This window comes from Thauera mechernichensis (assembly GCF_029588855.1).
Taxonomy (GTDB): domain Bacteria; phylum Pseudomonadota; class Gammaproteobacteria; order Burkholderiales; family Rhodocyclaceae; genus Thauera; species Thauera mechernichensis.
The window spans coordinates 230,297-252,036 of the sequence record NZ_JARQZE010000003.1 but is presented as its reverse complement, the minus strand read 5'-3'; the positions used below and the strand labels follow the sequence as shown (position 1 = coordinate 252,036).

Sequence of the window (21,740 nt, the reverse complement as noted above, 5' to 3'; positions counted from 1 at the left end):
GCGACTGCCTGTGGCCGCGCGCGTCACATGTCCGTCAGCGTCATCAGGATGTCGGCGTACCACGCACAGTTCAGGCCGAGGGCCTCGTCAAGCTCGAGATCGCGCGTACCGACGTCGAGGCGGGCCGAATGTACGCCGAGCAACAGCCACGGCAGGTCGCCGTGGCGCGGATCCGCGCTGGTGCAGCGCATCACCACCGGCGCCCCGCTGGTGCCGCGGTGGGTGCGGGCGTCGGTGAGGAAGTAACCCTTGCCCTGAAAGCGCAGTCCGAAGGACGAGGCGATTGCCGCTTGGCGCACCACCGGCATGTGGTGCAGGGTGTCGTGAAAGCCGAGCGGGAAGCCCACGACCAGCAACGAGCTGCCGACCTCGACCTGATCGAAGCGGCCGAGCAGATGAGCCGGCGTGAACGCGCGGTAGGCCGCACCGGCGGGCAGGGCACCCTGCTCCAGCTCGATCGCGGCGACGTCGATCTCTCCAGCAGAGTCCGTGCCCTGGCGCCAGATGCTGCGTCCGTTGCGGTAGAGCGGGATGGAGAAGCCCGTCGAGTGCGCCAGGTTGTTGGCGTCGTCGTGCAGTTCGATCTCGATGCGGTCGGGGAAGTGCTTGCTCGCCTCATCGTGCAGCACGTGGCGGCTGGTGACCAGAAACAGGCGGTGACCGCGTGCGAAGAAGAAACCGCTCGCGTTGGTCAGTGCTACCTGACCGTCGAAGGTGCATACGCGCGCAGCGGTGAGCAAGATCGATTCGATCACTGCCTGCTTCGCGGTCCTCCCCGCGGCCATTCTGGCTGCAGCGTTCACTCAGCCGCCGCGCATCTTGCGCCGGGCCTCGTGGATCTCCTGCGCCTCGACGCTGAGCGTGGCGGTCGGGCGTGCGAGCAGCCGCGGGATGCCGATCGGCTCGCCGCTGTCCTCGCACCAGCCATAGCTGCCGTTGTCGATGCGTGCCAGCGCCTCGTCGATCTTGTGCAGCATCTTGCGCTCGCGGTCGCGCACGCGCAGTTCGAGCGTGTGGTCTTCCTCCAGCGAGGCGCGGTCGGACGGGTCGGGCGTGCTCTCGAACTCCTGCAGGTGCAGGGTGGTACGGTGGGCCGAGTCGAGCAGCGCGTCGCGTTCCTGGATCAGCTTTTCGCGGAAGAAGGCCAGCTGCCTGGCGCTCATGTATTCCGTTGCCGGCGCGGCCCGCATCTCGGCTTCGGTCGGCAGGGCTTCGGTGGCGGTGAGCGTTTCGTTCATGGTGATTCCCCTCATTCAGAGGCAGGCCCCGAGGGCCGCCATGGTGCGGCGCATGCGGCAAGACCCTTACCATACACGGCAACGCCCGGGTCGGGTTGATGACATGCTCCGGGTGTGGTGAGCATCGGGTTTGCTTATGCGCACTATAAATGCGGCTCAGGCTTGTCGACGGATGTCCCCGATACATTGGCGCCGCGAACGCTGCGACGGCACGGACGCCACACCCAGGGAATCATCCGGAGACAGAAAATGACAAGATTCGACACGTGTTTGAAGGCCGTGGGCGCAGCCTGCCTGCTCGCGGCGGTGCCGGCTACCGGCCAGGCGGCGACCTGGAGCGACACCTTCGTCGGCTACCGCTACGGCACGGAGTTGCGCGAGCCGACGAACACCAGGGCGGTCGAGAAGCATGTGCTGCAGCTCACTCACGCCAGCGGCTACTCGGTCGGGCAGAACTTCATCAACGTCGACATGCTGCAGTCGGACAAGGCCGACCCCGCCAGCGGCAGCACCAACGGTGCAACCGAGTTCTACCTGACCTACCGCCATCAGGTCCATCTGGGCAAGCTGCTGGACAAGCGCTTGGCCTTCGGCCCGGTCAAGGAGGTGGGGATCACCGCCGGGTTCGACCTCAACACCAAGAACACGCGCTTTGCGCCGCGCAAGCGCCTGCTGGTGGTCGGGCCGACGCTCAAGTTCGACGTCCCGGGCTTTCTTGACGTGAGCCTGCTCTACGGCAAGGAGTGGAACCACTGCGGTCTGGGCGCGCCGGCCTGCCCACGCAGCGACATCAGCTTCGATCCGCAGTGGATCATCAGCGCGGCCTGGGGCATCCCGTTCAGCGCCGGCTCGGTGCCGTTGAAGTTCCAGGGCTTCATCAACGTCAATAGCGACAAGGGGCGCGACTACGCTGGCGTGAAGACGCGCACCGAGACGCTGATGCGTGCCGCGCTGATGGTCGATGTCGGCCAGATGGCCTGGGGCACGAAGAACACCTTCCTGATGGGCGTCGGTTACGAGTACTGGCGCAACAAGTTTGGCAACCATGCCTACGGCAACGGGGTCGAGAAGCCCGGCATCGACACCGATGCGCCCACCTTCCAGCTGGAGTGGCACTTCTGATCCTGCCCGACGACTGGGCCTGACACGAAGCGGGCGGATGCCGATCACGCGCATCCGCCCGCTTGTCGTTCCGCGAGTCGACGCCTGAGGCGGCTTGCGATTGCGGGATTTCCATCATGGGCAGCACGGCCAGGGCTGGTTAGAATGCCGACCATGAGTCTGCACGCCCCGGGAGCCGCATTCGGCTGTCCGGTCTGCCTCCACCCCGTTACGCGCCCTTTCATGCATGTGGATGGGCGTGATTACCAGCGCTGTGACGTTTGCGAGGCGACTTTCGTGTTGCCGGCGCAACGCCCCGGTGCAGCGCGCGAGCGCGCCGAGTACCTGCTGCATCGCAACGACCCCGCCGACCCAGGCTATGTGCGTTTTTTGGCGCGGCTGGCGCAGCCGCTGATCGCCCGCCTGGATGCAGGCAGCAAGGGGCTCGACTACGGCTGCGGCCCGGGGCCTGCGCTGGCGGCGCTGCTGGAGCGGGCGGGGCATGCAGTGAGTCTGTACGACCCCTTTTTTGCCGCGCATGAGGCTGCGCTGTCCGCGCAGTACGACTTCATCACGTGTACCGAGGTGGTCGAGCACTTCCACCGCCCGGCGGAGGAGTTCGCCCGTCTCAACGCCATGCTGCGCCCGGGCGGTTGGCTCGGCGTCATGACCTGCTTCCAGACCGACGACGCGCGCTTTGCGCGCTGGCACTACCGTCGCGATCCGACCCATGTGGTGTTCTATCGCGAATCCACCTTCCGCCACCTGGCGGAGCGCTTCGGCTGGCAGTGCGAGGTGCCGGGCAAGGACGTCGTCCTCCTGCGCAAGCCTGGCGCCGCGGCTGTACCGGCCCGCGCCGCACCCTTTACCCAGAATCGGCCGGCCACCGCCGACCATTCCGCTTCTTCGGCACACCCTGCCGACTCGCTCCCCACCCCAGAGAAGGGCAAGACCACGCCATGAGCTACGAAACCATCCTCTACCACGTCTCCGACGGCATTGCCGAGATCCGGCTGAATCGTCCGCAGCGCCTCAATGCCGTCACCCAGCAGCTCTACGACGAGCTCAACGATGCTCTCAACCGCGCCGAGGCCGATGGCGACGCCCGCGTCGTGCTCATCACCGGCGAGGGCCGCGCCTTCTGTGTCGGCGCCGACCTCAAGGCGCACAAGGCGGGACGCACCGCCTTCGATCGCCGCCAGTACCTCAAGGGCGAGCAGGACGTCTGCCACCGCCTGCTGCACATGAAGACGCCGGTGATCGCCGCGGTCAATGGCTACGCGCTGGGTGCGGGTGCCGAGATCGCGATCGCCTCGGACTTCATGCTGATGGCCGAGAGTGCGCAGATCGGCCTGCCCGAGATATCCATCGGCAACTTCCTCGGTGGTGGCGTGACCTGGCTGTTGCCGCGCCTTGTGGGCTTGGCCAAGGCGCGCGAGCTGGTGTTCCTGGGCGAGCGCATCAAGGGCGACGAGGCGGTGCGCATCGGCCTGGCCAACCGCGTGTTCGCCGACGAGGGTTTCCTCGACGCGGCGCGTGCCTTTGCGCTCAAGGTGGCGAGCAAGGCGCCGTTCTCGATGCAGCTCGCCAAGGAGCAACTCAACCTGTCGGCCGAGCGCACGCTGGATGCCTGCCTTACCGCCGAGCTCGAAGGCATGATGTTCGTCGGTACCACGAAGGACTGGCAGGAAGGTGTGGACGCTTTCGCCGAGAAACGCGCACCCGTCTTCAAGGGGGAATGACACGATGACCGAGAATACGACCCAGAGCATGCCTGTCCACAAGAGCCCGCTGCACGATTTCCTTGCGCCCGATTCGATCGCCATCGTCGGTGCCTCGGCCGACCCCACCAAGCGCGGCTACAAGGCCATGGTCGGCCTCATCAAGGGCAACTACCGCGGCAGGATCTACCCGCTCAACCCCAAGGTGCCCGAGATCCTCGGCGTCCCCAGCTATGCCTCGCTCGACGACATTCCCGGCCCGGTGGACCTGGCGCTGATCTGCACCCCGGCGGCGACCCTGCCTGGGTTGCTGGTGGAGTGCGGGCGCAAGGGCGTGAAGGGCGCGGTGATCCTCGCCAGCGGCTTCCGCGAGACCGGGCCCGAAGGCGCGAAGCTCGAGCAGCAGGTGCTCGATGCCGCCCGCGCCGGCGGCGTACGCATCATCGGCCCCAATACCTCGGGCATGTTCAACCTGCACAAGAACGTGAATCTGCTCGACCTGCGCAACGTCAAGGCGGGCGACATCGGCTTCATCTCGCAGTCGGGCAACATGCTGCTCGCGCTGGTGCTCGAGGCGGAGAACAACGGCCACGTCGGCTTCTCGACCTACGTCGGCCCCGGTAACCAGACCGATATCGGCTTCAACGACTACCTGCGCTACCTCGGCGAGGAGGAGAACACCCGCGTCGCCACCTTGTATGTGGAAGGCTTCCGCGACGGCCAGCGCTTCCTGCAGGCGGCACGCGAGATCACGCCGCTGAAGCCGGTGGTGGTGTACAAGTCCGGCGCCACCGAACTCGGCAAGAAGGCCGCCAGTTCGCACACCGGCGCGCTCGCCGGCAGCTACGAGATGACGGTGGACCTGCTCAAGCAGGTGGGCGTCAGCGTGGTGCGCCACTCCGACCAGATCCTGCCGGTGGCCGAAGGCCTGGCGTTGATGCAGCAGGCGCGCGGACGCCGGGTGGCGGTGATCGCCGACGGTGGCGGCCAGGCCACGATCACCTCCGACCGCCTGTCCGACGCCGGGCTGGAACTCGCCGAACTGTCTGCGGCCACGCGCAAGCGCCTGGCGGACATCCTGTTCCCGCAGGCCTCGCTCGCCAATCCGATCGACGTCGCCGGTACGTCGGACGCCGACCCCGAGGTGCTCGCGCGCTGCATGGAGATCGTGGCCGACGATGACAACGTCGACGCGGTCTTCCTGGTCGGCATGTTCGGCGGCTACCACACCCGCTTTGCCGAGTCCCTGCTCGGCGGCGAGATGCGCGCCGCCGAAGCCATGATCGAGCTCGCCCGCCGCCGCGCCAAACCGCTGGTCATCTACAGCCTGTACGCGCCGGTCAAGCCGCCGGCGCTGCGCCGCCTGCACGAGGCCGGGCTGCCGGTGTACTCCTCCATCGAGCATGCGGTGAAGGTGCTGCAGGCGCTGGCCGAGCGCGGCATCTACCTGCAGCACCAGCACGGCCAGCCGCTGCAGGTGGGCGTCACCCCGCTGGAAAGCATGCAGGCCATGTTCGCCCGCGCCCAGAACGAGGGTCGTGACCTCTACGAATTCGAGGCCAAGACCCTGTTGCGCGAGCACGGCATCGCAGTGGCCGAGGAAGTCGTCGCCCACAACGCCGACGAGCTCGCCGCGGCGGCGGCGAAATTCGGCGACCAGCCGCTGGCGATGAAGGTGGTGTCGAAGGACATCCTGCACAAGTCGGACGCGGGGGGCGTCAAGCTCAACCTGGTGGGCGAGGCGGCGCTGCGTACCGCCTATGATCAGATCATGACCAGCTGCCGCGCCTACGACGCCAATGCCGACATCCGCGGCGTACTGGTGACGCCGATGGCGAAGAAGGGCACCGAGGTCATCGTCGGCGTGGTGCGCGACCCGATCTTCGGGCCGGTGCTGATGTTCGGCCTGGGCGGCATCTTCGTCGAGATCCTGGAAGACGTCGCCTTCCGCGCCATCCCGCTGTCGCGCCACGACGCCGAGGCCATGGTCGAGCAGCTCAAGGGCCGCAAGATCCTCGCCGGCGTTCGTGGCGAGCCGCCGGTGGACAAGGCGGCGCTGGTCGACCTGCTGCTGAAGGTGTCGAGCATCGTCAGCGCCTACCCGCAGCTGTCCGAGCTGGACCTCAACCCGGTGATCGCCTATCCCGACGGCTACGCCGTGGTCGATGCGCGCATCATCACCAACCGCTCGGTGGTCAGCAACTGAGCACCCCGGCCCCGCCGCTTCACAGGCGGGGCCGTATGCGGGGTTTCAGGCGCCTGCGGCCTGCGTTGCCGCCCCTGCGGGCGGCGGCGTCGCGATGCGGGCGTGGTGGGCGAGCCGGTTGCGGCCGAGGCGCTTGGCCTCGTACATGGCGCGGTCCGCATGGTGGATGAGCTCGGTGGGCGTTCGCCCGTCCCTGGGCCAGACGGCAACGCCGATGCTGGCCGAGATGTGGGCGGTGTCGCCGTCGATATCGAAGGGCTGCTGCAGGCGCTCGAGGAGCGTGTGGCCGATGCGGTCGGTGATGCTCAGTTCCTTCAGGTCGGGCAGGATGATCGCGAACTCGTCGCCCCCGAGCCGCGCCACCGTGTCGGTCTCCCGCACGCACGCCCGCAGCCGGCCGGCCACCTGCTGTAGCAGCATGTCGCCGGCATGATGGCCAAGGCGGTCATTGACCGCCTTGAAGCCGTCGAGGTCGATGTACATCAGCGCCATCGGCTGCCCGCTGCGGGCGGCCCGCTGCAGTTCGTGCTCGAGCTGATCCTGGAAGCGGTGGCGATTTGCGAGCCCGGTCAGCAGGTCGAAGTTGGCGTGCTGCCATTCGAAGTGCTTGTCGTCGTGCGCCGCGCCAGCGAGTAGTGCGGTGGCGGCGCTCATTGCCAGCACCAGCTGCAGGTCGAGCACGCCGTCTACCGGCAGGCCCAGCAGCCGGCCCGCCAGAATCTGGATCGCGCACACCAGCGTCGCCACCAGGTAGCCCATCAGCACGCCGCGCATCAGGCCGGCGAGCAGCACCGGAAACAGCACCAGGATGCCGAGCTTGGCCTCGCTCTGGGTGAGCTGCGGCGGCAGCAGCGACAGCAGCGATACGCCGAGGGCGAGACCGATCAGGCCGGCGGAGGAGCGGATGCCATGAAGCGGGGCCGTGGGAGTATCGTCGCGCCGACCACCGGCCGTACGGCGGTGGAGCCGGTTCCAGCCGAGCACGATCGCGGGCAGGCCGAGCAGCAGCCCGGCGAAATCCCCGCCCCAGAAAGACAGGAACACGGCACCGAGCTCGCTTGCCGGCAGGCGGTCGAAAGGCGGGATGAAGAGGGTGGCGGCTGCCGACACGCTGGTCGCGGCGAAGGCGAGCAGCACGAAATGCAGGGCGTCGGCCAGCGTCAGGCGCGCCGGCATCGCCAGCCAGCGCCGGCGCAGCAACAGGCCGGTGCCGCCATAGACCAGCACCTGGCGCAGGGCGCCGCCCCAGTCGATGTCATCGAGCAGCGGTCCGGGCATGTCGAGCTGACGTACCACGCAGATGGCCAGGAAGGCGGCCGGCAGGTAGCGCCAGCCGCCGATCATGCCAACGGCGGTGCTCAGCCCGGCGGACAGGTAGAGGGCGCTGACATGGGGCTGCACCTCGAACACGGCGGCGGCTTTCCATGCCAGCCAGTAGCACAGGAACAGGGCAGCGGCCTTAGTCAGCGGGCTGCGTGGCAACAGGCGGTGCGACCCATCCTGACTCATCTCGAGGTCTTGGTTGTGAGAGCGATGGCGGGGGGCGGTCTATGGCCGCATTATGACGAATAAACCCCGAGAGAACATCCGCGGATCGTGCATCGTCCCACGGGCAGTTGCCCGTTTTGGGGTCGAGATGCTGTCCAGGAAAAGGCTCGCGACGCGAGCCTTTCCGGGCGGCTACGACGAGCCCCGTCGCCTTCAACCCCTCGCGGCTGGCGCCGCTCCTACGGCGGGAGCTGCCTCTGTAGGAGCGGCGCCAGCCGCGAGCCTTTCGTCGCCCCGTGTGCTTCAACGTGCATGCCGGCTCACGTTTGATTGCCCGGGGCTGTAACGCTTACACGAACTGCACGACCTGGGCCGCGCCGCGGGCCTTGGCGGCCTGCGGGTTGTTGAAGTCGGCCATCAGCTGCGCCTGCCTGGCCTTGGCGAGCGCGATGTGCCGCTCCTTGACGTGGCCGTAGCCGCGTACCTCGTCGGGCATGCTGGCGAGCTTGACCGCGATGGCGAGGTTGTCGCGGCTGAGCTTGTCGCACAGGGTGTCGAGCAGGCGGTCGTAGTCCTCGATTGCCTGGCGCTCCAGCTGACGCTCCTCGGTCTTGCCGAAGATGTCCCACTTGCCGCCGCGCAGGTGCTTGAGCCTGGCGAGGTGGCGGAAGGCCTTCAGCACCCACGGGCCGTACTTCTGCTTGATCGGCTCGCCGGTCTCCGGGTTGCGTTTGGAGAGCAGCGGCGGGGCGAGGTTGTACTCGACCGTGTAGCCGTGCGGGAACTGCGCGTCGAGCTCGGCGAGGAAGGCCGGGTCGGAGTGCAGGCGGGCGACCTCGTACTCGTCCTTGTAGGCCATCAGCTTGTGGAAGTAGCGCGCGGCGGCCTCGGCGAGCGCTGAGCCTTCCGGTGCGACGCGCTGTTCGGCCTCCATCACGCGCTTCACCTTGGCCGCGTAGCGGCGGGCGTAGGCGGCGTCCTGGTAGCCGATCAGGTCGGGCACGCGGATCTCGAGCAGGCGGCGCACTTCGCCGCTGGCACCGACCGAATCCACGATCTGGCGCGCTTCGGCGGTCAGCTCGGGCAGCTTGGGCGCCTTGGCTTCGTACTTGCGGATCTCGGCGTGGACGTAGTCGATGTCGACCACCGCCATGCGGCCCCACTTGAACGCCAGCAGGCTCATGTCCACCCCGACGCCGGCCTGGCGGATCGCGGTCTCGAAGGCGGCGGCGCTGATCGGCAGCGCGCCGGCCTGGTAGGCCACGCCGACCATGAACATGTTGGTCGCCATGCTGTCGGCAAAGAGGCCCTCGGCCAGCGTCTGCGCGTCGAGATAGACGTTGTCGTTGCGGCGGCTGACGCGGTCGATGCCCTGGGTCAGGCGGTCGATGTTGGGGAACTGCACCGACTTGTCCGACACCATGTAGCCGGTCGGCGCCTGGCCGGTCGATACGATCGCGATCGTGCGCTCGGGGTGGCACTTGTCCAGGTTCTTGTTGTCGGTGGCGTTGAGGATGTCGAAGCCCAGGTACAGGTCGGTGCTGCCGTCGGAGATCTTGTTCGCGCCGTCGAAGGGGGTGGCGGTGACCTTGATGTCCGAGATCACCGCGCCGCCCTTCTGCGCCAGGCCGGTCTGATCCAGGCCCACGGCCCATTTGCCGTCGATGCGCGCGGCGTTGGCGATGGTCGCCGCCACGGTCACCGAGCCGGTGCCGCCGATGCCCATGACGTGGGCGCCGAAGTTGTCCGGGTCGACCTTGAACACGGGGTCGGGCAGTTCGCGTTCGAGCGCGGGCAGGCGGCCCTTCTTCTTTTTTTTCTTCGCCTCGCCGGCGTTGGGGTCAGCCTTGGGCGTGATGGTGAGGAAGGACGGGCAGAAGCCCTTCACGCAGGAGTAGTCCTTGTTGCACGAAGGCTGGTGGATGCGCGTCTTGCGACCGAATTCGGTCTGCACCGGCTCGACCGACATGCAGTTGGACTTCTCGCCGCAGTCGCCGCAGCCTTCGCACACGCGCTCGTTGATCACCATGACCGCTTCGGGCTCCCAGGCCTTGCCGCGGCCACGCTGGCGGCGCAGTTCGGCGGCGCACTCCTGGTCGTGGATGAGCACGGTCGTGCCTTCGGTCTCGGCGAGCAGCTTCTGCGCTTCCATGATGCGGTCGCGGTGCCAGACCTCGGTGTTGCCGATGAGGTTGACCGCGTTGTAGCGCGACAGGTCCTCGGTGGTGACGATGATGCGCTTGACGCCGTTGGCCACGAGCTCGGCCACCAGGTTGCGCACCGGCTCGGCGCCCATGATCTCCTGGCCGCCGGTCATCGAGGTGTGGCTGTTGACCAGGATCTTGAAGGTGATGTTGGTGTTGGTCGCCGCACAGTAGCGCACCGCCAGGCTGCCTGAGTGGGCGTAGGTGCCGTCGCCCATGTTCTGGAAGATGTGCTGCGTGTCGGTGAAGGGCTGCATGCCGATCCACTGCGCGCCCTCGGCGCCCATGTGGGTGCCCATGACCACGCCGCGCTTCATCCACATCGCCATCGTGTGGCAGCCGATGCCGGCCGACACGATGCTGCCGTCGGGGGCCTTGGTGGAGGTGTTGTGCGGACAGCCCGAGCAGTACCAGGCCGAGCGCGTCAGCGTGGTCAGCGCGTTGCGGCTGTGGATCTCGTCCAGGCGGCGGATCCAGGCCTCGGCCGACTCCAGCCGGGTCTTGCGCGACAGGCGGGCGTGCAGCGCACGGGCGATGATGTCGGACTCGAACTCGCCGTGGAAGGGCAGCAGGTCGCGGCCTTCCTCGTCGCGCTTGCCGACGATGCGTGGCGCGTTGGCCGTGCCGTAGAGGATTTCCTTGGCGAACAGCTCGATGAAGGGGCGCTTTTCCTCGACGACGAGGATCTCCTCGAGCCCGCGCGCGAAGTCGCGGATGTCGTCCGGCTGCAGCGGGTTGAGCATGCCGATCTTGAGGATGCGCACGCCGGCGCGACGCAGGGCGTCGTCGTCCAGGCCCATCTCCATGAAGGCCTGGCGCAGGTCGTGGTAGGTCTTGCCGGCGGTGATGATGCCGAGCCAGGCGTCGGCGTTGGGGAGCGTGACCTTGTTGAGGCCGTTCTCGCGCGCATACTGGCGGGCGAGTTCCTGGCGCGCGTAGTACAGCGTGCGCTCCATGTCGAGCGCGTCCTTGCGTACGTTCATGCCGAGGTTGACCTCGGGCGTGTAGGGGCGGCCGTCGAGCTCGACCACCGGGGTGACGAACTTCAGGCGGTCGGGGTCGACGATGGCGCTGCCGCTGCCGTCGGCGACGTTGGTGACGATCTTGAGGCCCGCCCACAGGCCCGAGATGCGCGACAGGTAGTAGCCGTGCAGGCCGAAGTCGAGAATGTCCTGCACGTTGCCCGGGTACAGCGAGGGGATGCCGACGTGGTAGAACATGGCCTCCGACTGACTCGGCAGCGAGGATGACTTGCAGCTCGGGTCGTCGCCGAAGATGGCGAGCACGCCACCATTGCGCAGGGTGCCGGTGTAGTTGGCGTGCTTGAGCGCGTCGCCCGAGCGGTCGACGCCCGGCGCCTTGCCGTACCAGGTGCCGACCACGCCGTCGAACTTCTGCTTGCCCACCGTGTGCATCATCTGGGTGCCCCAGACGGCGGTGGCGGCGAGGTCCTCGTTGAGGCCGTCGACGAACTGGATGTTGTGCTGCATCAGCAGCTTCTGCTGCTTGATGAAGTTGGCGTCCAGCATGCCCACGGGCGAGCCGCGGTAGCCGGAGATGAACATGGCGTTGTTCAGACCGCGGCGGCGGTCGAAGCGGATCTGGTCCATCGTCAGGCGCACCAGCGCCTCGATGCCCCCGATGTGGATGATCCCCTCTTCTGCCGTGAATTGCCGCGTCAGGTCCTGTTTGGACGACATCGGTGTTGCCCCTCTTGAATGTGGTGTGCGCCCCGGATGTGCAACGGGCTGGCGCGCGCTCGAAATGGCGCGCTGCCAGCCCGTGTCAGCAGCGCTTGGATGCGATCAGGCGAAGCGGAAGGACACGTTGCCCAGATCCTGGAAGCGGACGTTGACGTTGTCGCCCTTCTTGACCGGGATGGCTTCGGTGACGCCGCCGGTCATGATGAAGGTGCCGGCCGGGATCTCCTGGCCGCGCTTGCCGAGCTCGTTGGCCATCATCGCGATCGCCACCAGCGGGTTGCCGAGCACGGCCGCGCCGGCGGCCATGGAGACGATCTCGCCATTGATCTCGAGCACCACGCCCAGCGTCGGCAGGTCGAGTTCGTCGAGGTTGCGCATGTTGCCGCCGATCACGAAGCGGGCCGACGAGGTGTTGTCGGCGATCACGCTCTTGAGGTCGAACTTGAAGTCGCGGTAGCGCGAGTCGATCACCTCGACCGCCGGCAGCACGAAGTCGATCGCCGCCATGACGTTGCCGATGTGGCAGCCGGGCCCGCGCAGGGGGGCCTTGGTGACCACGCAGATCTCGGCTTCGACCTTGGGGTGGATGAGTTCGTCGAACTTTACTTCGCCGCCGTCCGGCACCGACATGTAGTCGGCGATGAAGCCGAACACCGGGGTCTCGACGCCCATCTGCTTCATCTTGGCGCGCGAGGTCAGGCCCGCCTTGAGGCCGGCGATCCTGGTGCCACGCGCTTCCTTGCGGCGACGGATCTCGTCCTGGATGGCATAGGCGTCATCCCAGTCCATGCTGGGGTAGTCGTCGGTGATCTTGGTGACGTCGTAGGCCTGCAGCTCGGCGTTTTCGAGGTGCTCGGCGAGCTTGGCGATGGTGGCCTGGTCGAGGGTGATTGCCATGGGTACGGTTTCCTTGTCAGATGAAGCGGACCGACGTGCCACCGAGGCCGCCGACGTTGCAGATGAGGCTGTCGCCGGCGACGACCGGGACGAGCGGGGATTGCGAACCGGAGAGGATGATCTCGCCGGCCTTGAGGCCGATCCCCAGGCGCCCCAGGGTGTTGGCCAGCCAGGCGATGGCGTTGACCGGCGAGCCCTGCACGGCGGCGCCGGTGGAGGTGCTGATGATGTCGCCGTTCTTGGACAGCACCATGCCGGCGAGCGCGAGGTCGAGCTGGCGCGGGCTCTTGCGCACGCCGCCGAGCACCAGCACGCCGCAGGAGGCGTTGTCGGCCACGGTGTCCTGGATCTTGATCTTCCAGTCCTTGATGCGCGAATCGACGATCTCGAAGCAGGGCACCACGCAGTCGGTTGCGCGCAGCACGTCGGCCGCAGTCACGCCCGGGCCCATGAGGTCGTTCTTGAGAATGAAGGCGACTTCGGCCTCGGCCTTGGGGGCGATCATCGACGAGGCGACGATCGGCTCGCCCTCGTTGTAGACCATGTTCGACAGCAGCTGGCCGAAGTCGGGCTGGTTCACCTTCAGCATGTCCATGACGACCTTGCTGGTGACGCCGATCTTCTTGCCGACCACGCTGTGGCCGTCGTCGAGCTGGCGCTGGATCATGCGCAGCTGGATGTTGTAGGCGTCCTCGATGGTGATGTCGGGCTCGCGGTCGGTCAGCGGCGCGACCGGGGTGAGGGTCTTGAGTGCGGTGTACAGCTCGTCGCCGTAGTGATTGATCTTGCTCTGGTCCATGTCGTGTTCCCGGTGAGGTGTTTGGTTGATGAGCCGGTGATCAGTACTTGATCATCACGTTGCGCAGTTCGGTGTAGAACTCGAGCGAGTGCACCCCGCCCTCGCGGCCGATGCCCGATTGCTTGGAGCCGCCGAAGGGGGTGCGCAGGTCGCGCAGGAACCAGCTGTTGATCCAGCACAGGCCGACCTCGATGGCGTTGGCCATGCGCATGGCGCGGCTGATGTCCTGGGTGTGCACCGAGGTGGCCAGGCCGTAGCGGTTGGCGTTGACCATGTTCAGCACTTCCTCTTCGGTGTCGAAGGGCTGGATGTGGCAGCACGGCCCGAAGATCTCCTCGGTGACCACGGTCGCGGTCTCGGGCAGGCCGGTCCAGATCGTGGGCTGTACCCAGCAGCCGTCCTTGAGGTCTTCCGGCATGTCGGGGATGCCGCCGCCGCAGACGATGTTGGCGCCTTCTTCCTTGGCCTTGGCGTACATGCCCAGCACCTTGGCCTGGTGCTTCTTGCTCACCAGCGGGCCGATCTTGGTGTCGGGGTCGAAGGGGCGACCCGGCTTCATGGTCTCGGCGGTGTGCTTCATCGCGGCGACCAGCTTGTCGAAGATCGGGCGCTCGACATACACGCGCTCGGTGCCGAGGCAGACCTGGCCAGCGTTCTCGAAGCAGGAGCGGGTGAGGGTGGCGATGGTGTTGTCGAAGTCGCAGTCGGCGAACACCACGGCGGCGTTCTTGCCGCCCAGTTCCAGCGACACCGGGCGGATACCGTCGGCCGCGGCCTTCATGATCGCGGTGCCGGTGCGGGTCTCGCCGGTGAAGGTGACGCCGTTGACGTCCGGGTGCGCGGTCAGGAAGGCGCCGGCCGAATCCACGCCGAAGCCGTTGACCACGTTGTACACGCCCTTGGGCAGGCCGACCTTGTTCATCACCTCGCCGAGCAGGGTAGCGGTGCTGGGGGTGTCTTCCGAGGGCTTGACGACCACGGTGTTGCCGCAGGCGAGCGCCGGGCCGGCCTTCCAGGTCATCAGCAGCAGCGGCAGGTTCCACGGGCAGATGATCGCGATCACGCCGCGCGGGGTGCGCACGCCGTAGCTGCGCGCGGTCTTGCCGTCCGGGGTGCGCATCTCGAAGGACTCGGTCGACACGTTCTTGATGGTGTCGGTGAAGATCTTGAAGTTGGCGGCACCGCGCGGGATGTCGATGTGCGAGGCGAGGTGGGCGGGCTTGCCGGTATCGGCGATTTCGGCCTGCAGGAAGTCGTCGAAGCGGCGGTTGATCTCATTGACGACCTCGTCGAGCAGGTTGCAGCGCTCGACCACGGAGAGCTTGCCCCAGGGGCCTTTGAGTGCGGCCTTGGCGGCAGCGACGGCAGCATCGACCTCCGGCTTGCCGGCTTCGTACACCATGCCGATCAGCGCGTTGTCGACCGGGTTGCGGTTCTCGTAGGTCTTGCCGCTGGCGTTGGTGACGTACTCGCCGTTGATGAAGTTCTTGATCTCTTTCATGCTCAGTCGGTCCTCAAGTGATGTAGATCAGTCTGCCGTTGCGGTTCTCGTAGGTCTTGCCGCCGGCCTGGGTGCGACTCGTCCATCGGCTTGAGTCGCGAGATAAATTGTGAATCTCGAGATTTTATACTCGAGATTTTGCCCTTCTGCAAGGGCGATACAAAATTTCATGCGTCAGTCCCGACTTCCCGGTGTCTGCCCTTCCCGGTCGAGATCGGACTGGCCAAGTCTGCCAATGGCGAAGCTCAGGCTTGCCGAGTTCCCGGGCGCTGGAACGGGCCTTGCAGCCAGTGGATATCGATGCTGCAGGAACTGGATACTGATACCCGCCAATCGCGCCTCAGGAGTCTGCGCGGCAAAAGCCAAGAAGCAGTAACATTGCGCACCTTTTGCGTGCGCCCCTCTCGCGGATCGCTCCGGGGCTTGCCTGTACGGGGACTGCATGCGCGTCGGAAAACTGCTCAGATTCCTAGCCATCCTGACCGGCTGTCTGCTTTATGCGGTCCCGCGCTGGTTGCATGAAGAGTTCGGTCGCGTCAGCATCGACCAGGTGCTCTACCACCTGCGCTTCGGCTCAGAGGGGGTGCTCACCAGTGACCCCGAGATCATCCATCGCTTCGCCTGGCGTGGACTGGCGCTGCCGCTCGTCCTCGCTCTGCTGCTCTGGGGGCTCGATGGCTGGGTGCGCTATCTGCGCAGCCAGCCCGAGGCCTGGCCCCGACCCTGGCTGCGCGCGGCCTGGCAGGGCGTGCTTGCGGTGTTGCGGCACGCCGCCCATCACACGCTGCCGCGTGTCGTGCCGCTGGTGGTGCTCGGCGCCGGCGTCGCCTTCTTCGTCGACAGCTTCTCGGTGGCGCGCTACGTGCGCGGCTACTTCGGCGAGGACTACTTTGCCGACGCCTATGTAGACCCCGCCCGCATCACGCTCGAGCGCGGACGCAAGCCGCCCAAGAACCTCGTGCTGATCTACGTCGAGAGCCTGGAGAACACCTACTCCGACCCGGCGCTTTTCGGCCGCGACCTGCTGCATCGGCTCAATGCGCTCAAGGCGCGGCCCGGCGTGGTGTCCTTCGACAGCTACCGCGAGCTGATGGGCGCGCATTTCACCATCGCCAGCCTGGTGTCGACCCAGTGCGGCCTGCCGCTGAAGGCGGTGGCGATGTTCGGCGGCAACGTCCAGGGCGAGAAGATCGAGCGCTATCTGCCGCGCGCACGCTGCCTCGGTGACATCCTGGCCGATCACGGCTATCGCAACGTCTTCCTCAATGGCTCCAGTCTGGCCTTCGCCGGCGTGGGCAAGTTCTTCAGTGATCACCGCTACAGCCGGGTGATGGGGCGTGAGGAGTGGATCGCCGCGGGCGAGCCGCAGGGGCGAATGAGCGGCTGGGGCCTGCGTGACGACGACCTCTTCCGTCACGCGCGCACCGAGCTCGACCAGCTCATGAAGTCGCGCAAGCCCTTCAATCTCACCGTGCTCACCATCGACACCCACCACCCCTACGGCCATCTGTCGCCGGAGTGTGCGCGCCGCGGCCATCAGGGCTTCGAGGGCATCGTCGAGTGCACTGCGGACATGGTGGCCGAGTTCGTCGAGTACATCATCGCCCGTGGCTGGCTCGACCGCGTCGCGATCGTGGTGCAGGGCGACCACCTTGCCATGGGCAACACGTCCTACGGCAAGCTGGTGAGCAATCCCGAGCGCCGGGTGTTCAACCTGCTGATCAACGACAACCCCAGGCTCAAGGCCAACACGCGCGAGATCACGCATTTCGACATGCTGCCCACCATGCTGGACCTCGTCGGTCTGGAGGTGAAGGACGGCCGCGCCGGGCTGGGCTATTCGGCGATCGGGCCAGTGCGTGCCGCGCGTGCGCCCGACCGCGTGGATCGCATGGCGGAGAAGTTGCTCGACTACAGCGCGACTTACCGTGCGCTGTGGGAGCCCCTGCCCGTGCCGCCCGCCGAGGGCGAGGCTGCGGCAGCGCTGCGCGTCGGCACGCCGCCGAGGCTGCCACCCACCGTGCTGCGCTGACGCCTGCGGGCGGCCGAACCGTGCCCGCCCACCGTTCGAGGGTGAGGGTTTGGGCGGGGGCTCGCCCCGTATGCACCACTGCGGTGCCCGTGAGCATGCGTGCACCGCAGTGGTGCGCTGCCGGTGGGCTCTCCACCGGGTCTGCAGCCTGCCGACCTCTCAATGAGCGCCGTTGGCGCCTCGCCGCTGCGACAAGCCTGCGCTGAATCTGCACCTTGAGTCTGCTCGCGCAGCGCCTGGCCCGCGCCTTGCTAGGCGCTGTCGTATGAACGCGCCTGCAGAGCCCCTCGCCCCTCACGGTCTTCCCTCGGGTCATTCCGCCGCCCGTGCCGGTTGGCAGGCCGAGCTGCGCCTGCGCTTCGAGCATCGCGGCGGGCGCAGCGTGCTCGCGGAGCGTGCGCATCTCGGCCCGCTCGTGGTGCAGAGGCCGCTGTACCCAGAGGGCGACGCGGTGTGCCACGTCATCCTGGTCCATCCGCCCGCGGGCATCGCCGGGGGTGATCGTCTCGATCTGTCGCTGGATCTCGGGCCGCATGCCCATGTGCTGTTGACCACCCCGGGTGCGGGCAAGTGGTACCGCAGTGCGGGTGCGCATGGCCGCTTCCGCCAGCGCCTGCGCCTGGCCGATGGCGCGGTGTGCGAGTTCCTGCCGCAGGAAAGCATCGTCCATGACGCCGCGCTCGGCGAACTCGAGACCGAGGTCGCGCTTGCCGGCTCGGCGGTCTTCGTCGGTGCCGAGATGATCTGCCTCGGGCGCACCGGCGCGGGCGAGCGTTTCGCCCGTGGCGAGCTTGCCCTGCGCACGCGGATCACGCGCGACGGCCAGCCGCTGTGGTTCGAACGTGGTGTGCTCGGCGGCGGCAGTGCGCTGCTCGAGGCAGCGCCCGGTCTGCAGGGGCAGCCGGTGAGCGCCACCCTGCTGGTGGCGGCGCCGGGCTGCGACACCGGGCTGCTCGAGGCCTGGCGCGCCATTACGCCGGCGGGGGGCAGCGGGGCGGTGACGCTGCTGCCCGGGCTGCTGGTTGCACGCTGGCTGGGGCCGGCTTGCGAGCCGGGGCGGGCGTGGCTGACGCAGCTGTGGGCCGCGGCGCGGCCGGCGGTGGCCGGCCGGGCGATGCAGCGGCCGAGGATCTGGAGTACCTGAGGGCGGCCCTGCGGGCAGGCCTGAGGTTTGCCGCGGAGCCGGGCGCTACGCATGAAGAGGACGGAAATGGAACTGACACCCCGCGAGAAGGACAAGCTGCTGATCTTTACCGCCGGCCTGCTGGCCGAGCGCCGGCGCGCGCGCGGCCTGAAGCTGAACTACCCCGAGGCGGTGGCACTGATCACCTGCGCCATCTTCGAAGGCGCGCGCGACGGGCGCACGGTGGCCGAGCTGATGAGCTACGGCGCAACCTTGCTCACCCGCGATGATGTGATGGACGGCGTGGCCGAGATGATCCCCGATATCCAGGTCGAGGCCACCTTTCCCGACGGGACCAAGCTGGTGACCGTGCACAACCCCATCCTGTGAGGCCCTTGCGATGATTCCGGGTGAATACTTCGTCGCCGATGGCGACATCGAAATCAATGTCGGCCGCACCACCTTGACGCTGGTGGTGACCAACACGGGCGATCGCCCGATCCAGGTCGGTTCGCACTATCACTTTGCCGAAACCAATACCGCGCTCCACTTCGATCGTGCTGCGGCGCGCGGCTTCCGGCTGAACATTGCAGCGGGTACCGCGGTGCGTTTCGAGCCTGGTCAGTCGCGTACCGTCGAACTGGTGGCGCTCGATGGCGAGCGCGAGGTGTATGGATTCAACGGCCTGGTCATGGGAGCACTGTGATGGCGGAGATCTCGCGCCGCGCCTATGCGGAAATGTTTGGCCCGACCGTGGGTGATCGCCTGCGCCTCGCCGACACCGAACTGGTGATCGAAGTCGAGCACGACTTCACGATCTACGGCGAGGAGGTGAAGTTCGGTGGCGGCAAGGTGATCCGCGACGGCATGGGCCAGGGCCAGGGCGTCTCGGCCGACGTGGCGGACACGATCATCACCAACGCGCTCATCGTCGATGCGGTCGCCGGCATCGTGAAGGCCGACGTCGCCCTCAAGGACGGACGTATCTGGCGGATCGGCAAGGGCGGCAATCCGGACATCCAGCCCGGGGTGACGATCCCCATCGGTGCCGGTACCGAGGTCATCGCCGGCGAGGGCATGATCCTGACCGCCGGCGGTATCGACAGCCACATCCACTGGATCTGCCCGCAGCAGATCGAGGAGGCGCTGATGTCGGGCGTCACCACCATGCTCGGTGGTGGCACCGGACCCGCGACCGGCACCTACGCCACCACGTGCACGCCGGGGCCGTGGCATGTCCACCGCATGCTCGAGGCGGCCGAAGCCTTCCCGATGAACATGGGCTTCTTCGGCAAGGGCAACGCCAGCCTGCCGGCGCCGTTGAAGGAGCAGGTGGCAGCCGGTGTGATCGGGCTCAAGCTGCACGAGGACTGGGGTACGACGCCGGCGGCGATCGACAACTGCCTGACGGTGGCCGACGAGATGGATATCCAGGTTGCCATCCATTCCGACACGCTCAACGAGTCCGGTTTCGTCGAGGCGACACTGGCGGCATTCAAGGGCCGCACCATCCACACCTTCCATACCGAAGGTGCGGGCGGTGGTCATGCACCGGACATCATCAAGGCGATCAGCCGGCCCAATGTGCTGCCGTCGTCGACCAACCCGACACGGCCCTACACGGTCAACACCATCGATGAGCACCTCGACATGCTGATGGTGTGCCATCACCTCGATCCGTCGATTGCCGAGGACGTGGCGTTTGCCGAGTCGCGCATCCGCCGCGAGACCATTGCCGCCGAGGACATCCTGCACGACAGCGGCGCGTTCTCGATGATGTCGTCGGACTCCCAGGCCATGGGCCGGGTGGGCGAGGTGGTGATCCGCACCTGGCAGACCGCGCACAAGATGAAGCTGCAACGCGGCTGGCTGGCGCCCCGGCGCGGCCCCGCCGCAGCGGTGCCGGAGGCCGTCGCGGCCATCGAGGGCAGCGACCGCAACGACAATTTCCGCGTCAAGCGCTACATCGCCAAGTACACCATCAACCCGGCCATCACGCACGGCGTCGCCCACGAGGTGGGCTCGATCGAGCCCGGCAAGCTCGCCGATCTGGTGTTGTGGCGGCCGGCATTCTTCGGCGTCAAGCCCAGCCTGATCCTGAAGGGCGGCATGATTGCCGCCGCGGCGATGGGCGATCCCAACGCCTCGATCCCGACCCCGCAGCCGGTGCATTACCGACCGATGTTCGGCAGTTTCGGCAAGGCGCTGAAGACCTCGGTGACCTTCGTTTCGGCGGCAGCCCTGGCGAATCCCGAGATCGCCGCGCTCGGGCTGCACAAGCCGCTGGTGGCGGTGCGGGGCTGCCGCAAGGTGAGCAAGGCCGACATGGTGTTGAACGATGCTACGCCCTCCATCGAGGTCGACCCCGAAACCTACGTCGTGCGTGCCGACGGCGAGCACCTGAGCTGCGAGCCGGCTGCGGCCTTGCCTATGGCACAGCGCTACTTCCTGTTCTGAGACGACATCATGCAAGCAGATTCCACTACCGTCGCACCGGTCGCCACGGTGTCGGCGCCCCCCGCTTCTTCCGCGCTGTGCCTGATCGAGGCGCGCTACAGCGGCGATGCGCCGGCGAGCGACCATCTGGAGCTCGATTTCAACACCCGCAGCAAGAGCCGCCTGCGCGCACGCCTGGCCTCCGGCGCCGAGGTTGGCCTGTTCCTGCCGCGTGGCACCATCCTGCGCGGTGGCGACCGGCTGCTGGCGAACGATGGCCGGGTGGTCGCCGTGGTGTCCGCAGCCGAAGACCTGCTCGAGGTGCGCTGCGCCACCGCGACCGAACTCGCGCGTGCAGCCTTTCATCTTGGCAACCGCCATGTCGCGGTGGAGGTCGGGCGCGATGGCGGTGGCGACTGGTTGCGCCTGCAGGCCGACCATGTACTCGAGGACATGCTCGTCGGCCTGGGGGCATTGGTTAGCACGCTGCGGGCACCCTTCGAACCCGAGGCTGGCGCCTATGCGCCCGGCCACCAGCATCCGGGCGATGGCAGCGGCGCGCGCATCCATCTGATGGCAGGGCAGTGAGCATGCACCCGGCGGTGCCCCTGCTGCCCCTGCTGCGCCTGCTGCAACTGGCCAGCCCTGCGCTGCCGGTGGGCGCCTATACCTACTCGCAAGGCCTGGAGTGGGCGGTGGAGAGTGGCGTGGTCGCCAGAGAGGCGGATGCCGCGGCGTGGATCGGCGATCTGCTCGAGTGGAGCGTGGCACGCTTCGAGGCGCCGTTGCTGGCGAGCCAGCTTGCTGCCTGGGCCTGTGGCGAGGACGGCGAGGTGGCGCGGCTCAACGACGACTTTCTCGCCAGCCGGGAGACGGCCGAGCTGCGTGCCGAGACGCTGCAGATGGGCTGGTCGCTGGTCAGGCTGCTCACCGAACTGGATGCCTTCGCCGCGCTGCCGGGCTGGCGCGCGCGCCTGCTGGCGCTCGATACGCCCTGCTTTCCGACCGCCTGGTCGGCCGCTGCCGCAGCCTGGCAGGTGCCGGCCGATCAGGCCCTGGCCGCCTACCTCTGGGCCTGGGCCGAGAACCAGGTGATGGCGGCGCTAAAGGCGGTGCCGCTCGGTCAGAGCGCAGGCCAGCGCCTGCTGGCCATGCTTGGCGAGCGCATTCCGGCGCTGGTCGGGCAGGCGCTGGAGCTGCCCGAAGCGCGCTGGAGCAACTACACCCCCGGCCTGGCCATTGCCAGCAGCCGGCATGAAACCCAATACACGAGGCTGTTCAGATCATGAGC

18 protein-coding genes are annotated in these 21,740 nt (G+C 67.3%); 11 read left to right on the top strand and 7 right to left on the bottom strand.

The features are described 5' to 3' along the window. Nucleotides 1-23: 23 nt before the first annotated feature. The gene (locus P7F68_RS06165) at nt 24-755 is read right to left on the bottom strand and encodes a S1 family peptidase (RefSeq protein ID WP_002937825.1); all 732 of its coding nucleotides are present in this window, start codon (nt 753-755) and stop codon (nt 24-26) included. A 48-nt stretch (nt 756-803) separates the two neighbouring features. Further along, nucleotides 804-1,238, bottom strand: coding sequence for an RNA polymerase-binding protein DksA (gene dksA, locus P7F68_RS06160; protein WP_002937822.1), 435 nt, complete (start codon nt 1,236-1,238; stop codon nt 804-806). 249 nt (nt 1,239-1,487) lie between these two features. On the opposite strand from dksA, the gene P7F68_RS06155 reads away from it, so the two are divergent. From P7F68_RS06155 to P7F68_RS06140, 4 genes are all read left to right on the top strand, one after another. Continuing rightward, nucleotides 1,488-2,360 (top strand): outer membrane protein OmpK, encoded by an 873-nt coding sequence (locus P7F68_RS06155; protein ID WP_277831571.1) that lies wholly within the window; start codon nt 1,488-1,490, stop codon nt 2,358-2,360. 222 nt (nt 2,361-2,582) lie between these two features. After that, the gene (locus P7F68_RS06150; RefSeq protein ID WP_277831569.1) at nt 2,583-3,302 is read left to right on the top strand and encodes a class I SAM-dependent methyltransferase; all 720 of its coding nucleotides are present in this window, start codon (nt 2,583-2,585) and stop codon (nt 3,300-3,302) included. After that, nucleotides 3,299-4,081, top strand: a complete 783-nt coding sequence (locus tag P7F68_RS06145; RefSeq protein ID WP_002928899.1) for an enoyl-CoA hydratase/isomerase family protein — start codon at nt 3,299-3,301, stop codon at nt 4,079-4,081. Before P7F68_RS06150 ends, P7F68_RS06145 begins: the two co-directional genes overlap by 4 nt. Before the next feature lie 4 nt (nt 4,082-4,085). Then, nucleotides 4,086-6,266: an acetate--CoA ligase family protein gene (locus tag P7F68_RS06140; RefSeq protein WP_277831565.1), complete on the top strand. Its 2,181-nt coding sequence runs from the start codon at nt 4,086-4,088 to the stop codon at nt 6,264-6,266. A gap of 45 nt (nt 6,267-6,311) precedes the next feature. On the opposite strand, the gene P7F68_RS06135 is transcribed toward P7F68_RS06140, so the two are convergent. The 5 genes from P7F68_RS06135 to P7F68_RS06115 all read right to left on the bottom strand — a co-directional run bounded on the left by P7F68_RS06135 (nt 6,312) and on the right by P7F68_RS06115 (nt 14,858). After that, the gene (locus tag P7F68_RS06135) at nt 6,312-7,775 is read right to left on the bottom strand and encodes a diguanylate cyclase domain-containing protein (RefSeq protein ID WP_277831563.1); all 1,464 of its coding nucleotides are present in this window, start codon (nt 7,773-7,775) and stop codon (nt 6,312-6,314) included. Nucleotides 7,776-8,103: 328 nt separating this feature from the next. Then, on the bottom strand, nt 8,104-11,658 hold the full coding sequence (locus tag P7F68_RS06130) for an indolepyruvate ferredoxin oxidoreductase family protein (RefSeq protein ID WP_277831561.1): 3,555 nt from the start codon (nt 11,656-11,658) through the stop codon (nt 8,104-8,106). Nucleotides 11,659-11,763: 105 nt separating this feature from the next. After that, on the bottom strand, nt 11,764-12,558 hold the full coding sequence (gene dmpH, locus P7F68_RS06125; RefSeq protein WP_277831559.1) for a 2-oxo-3-hexenedioate decarboxylase: 795 nt from the start codon (nt 12,556-12,558) through the stop codon (nt 11,764-11,766). Between the two features lie 16 nt (nt 12,559-12,574). Continuing rightward, nucleotides 12,575-13,357 (bottom strand): 2-oxopent-4-enoate hydratase, encoded by a 783-nt coding sequence (gene dmpE, locus P7F68_RS06120; RefSeq protein WP_270068585.1) that lies wholly within the window; start codon nt 13,355-13,357, stop codon nt 12,575-12,577. A 40-nt stretch (nt 13,358-13,397) separates the two neighbouring features. Next, nucleotides 13,398-14,858, bottom strand: coding sequence for a 2-hydroxymuconic semialdehyde dehydrogenase (locus tag P7F68_RS06115; protein WP_002931482.1), 1,461 nt, complete (start codon nt 14,856-14,858; stop codon nt 13,398-13,400). A gap of 442 nt (nt 14,859-15,300) precedes the next feature. Here P7F68_RS06115 and P7F68_RS06110 point away from each other — a divergent pair, with 442 nt between their 5' ends. The 7 genes from P7F68_RS06110 to P7F68_RS06080 all read left to right on the top strand — a co-directional run bounded on the left by P7F68_RS06110 (nt 15,301) and on the right by P7F68_RS06080 (nt 21,738). Beyond that, nucleotides 15,301-16,890 (top strand): sulfatase-like hydrolase/transferase, encoded by a 1,590-nt coding sequence (locus tag P7F68_RS06110; RefSeq protein WP_277831555.1) that lies wholly within the window; start codon nt 15,301-15,303, stop codon nt 16,888-16,890. Between the two features lie 265 nt (nt 16,891-17,155). Continuing rightward, nucleotides 17,156-18,034: an urease accessory protein UreD gene (locus tag P7F68_RS06105; RefSeq protein ID WP_277831534.1), complete on the top strand. Its 879-nt coding sequence runs from the start codon at nt 17,156-17,158 to the stop codon at nt 18,032-18,034. Nucleotides 18,035-18,100: 66 nt separating this feature from the next. Further along, nucleotides 18,101-18,403, top strand: coding sequence for an urease subunit gamma (gene ureA / locus P7F68_RS06100; protein ID WP_002939924.1), 303 nt, complete (start codon nt 18,101-18,103; stop codon nt 18,401-18,403). A 10-nt stretch (nt 18,404-18,413) separates the two neighbouring features. Then, a complete protein-coding gene (locus P7F68_RS06095) occupies nt 18,414-18,719 on the top strand; it encodes an urease subunit beta (protein ID WP_002939921.1) in 306 nt (101 codons plus the stop codon). Further along, nucleotides 18,719-20,470 (top strand): urease subunit alpha, encoded by a 1,752-nt coding sequence (gene ureC, locus P7F68_RS06090; protein ID WP_002931487.1) that lies wholly within the window; start codon nt 18,719-18,721, stop codon nt 20,468-20,470. The genes P7F68_RS06095 and ureC overlap by 1 nt, the downstream gene beginning before the upstream one ends. Nucleotides 20,471-20,479: 9 nt before the next feature. Beyond that, complete coding sequence (gene ureE / locus P7F68_RS06085) at nt 20,480-21,037, top strand: urease accessory protein UreE (RefSeq protein WP_002939919.1); 558 nt, start codon at nt 20,480-20,482, stop codon at nt 21,035-21,037. Between the two features lie 2 nt (nt 21,038-21,039). Then, nucleotides 21,040-21,738 (top strand): urease accessory protein UreF, encoded by a 699-nt coding sequence (locus tag P7F68_RS06080; protein WP_277831831.1) that lies wholly within the window; start codon nt 21,040-21,042, stop codon nt 21,736-21,738. Nucleotides 21,739-21,740 lie beyond the last annotated feature (2 nt).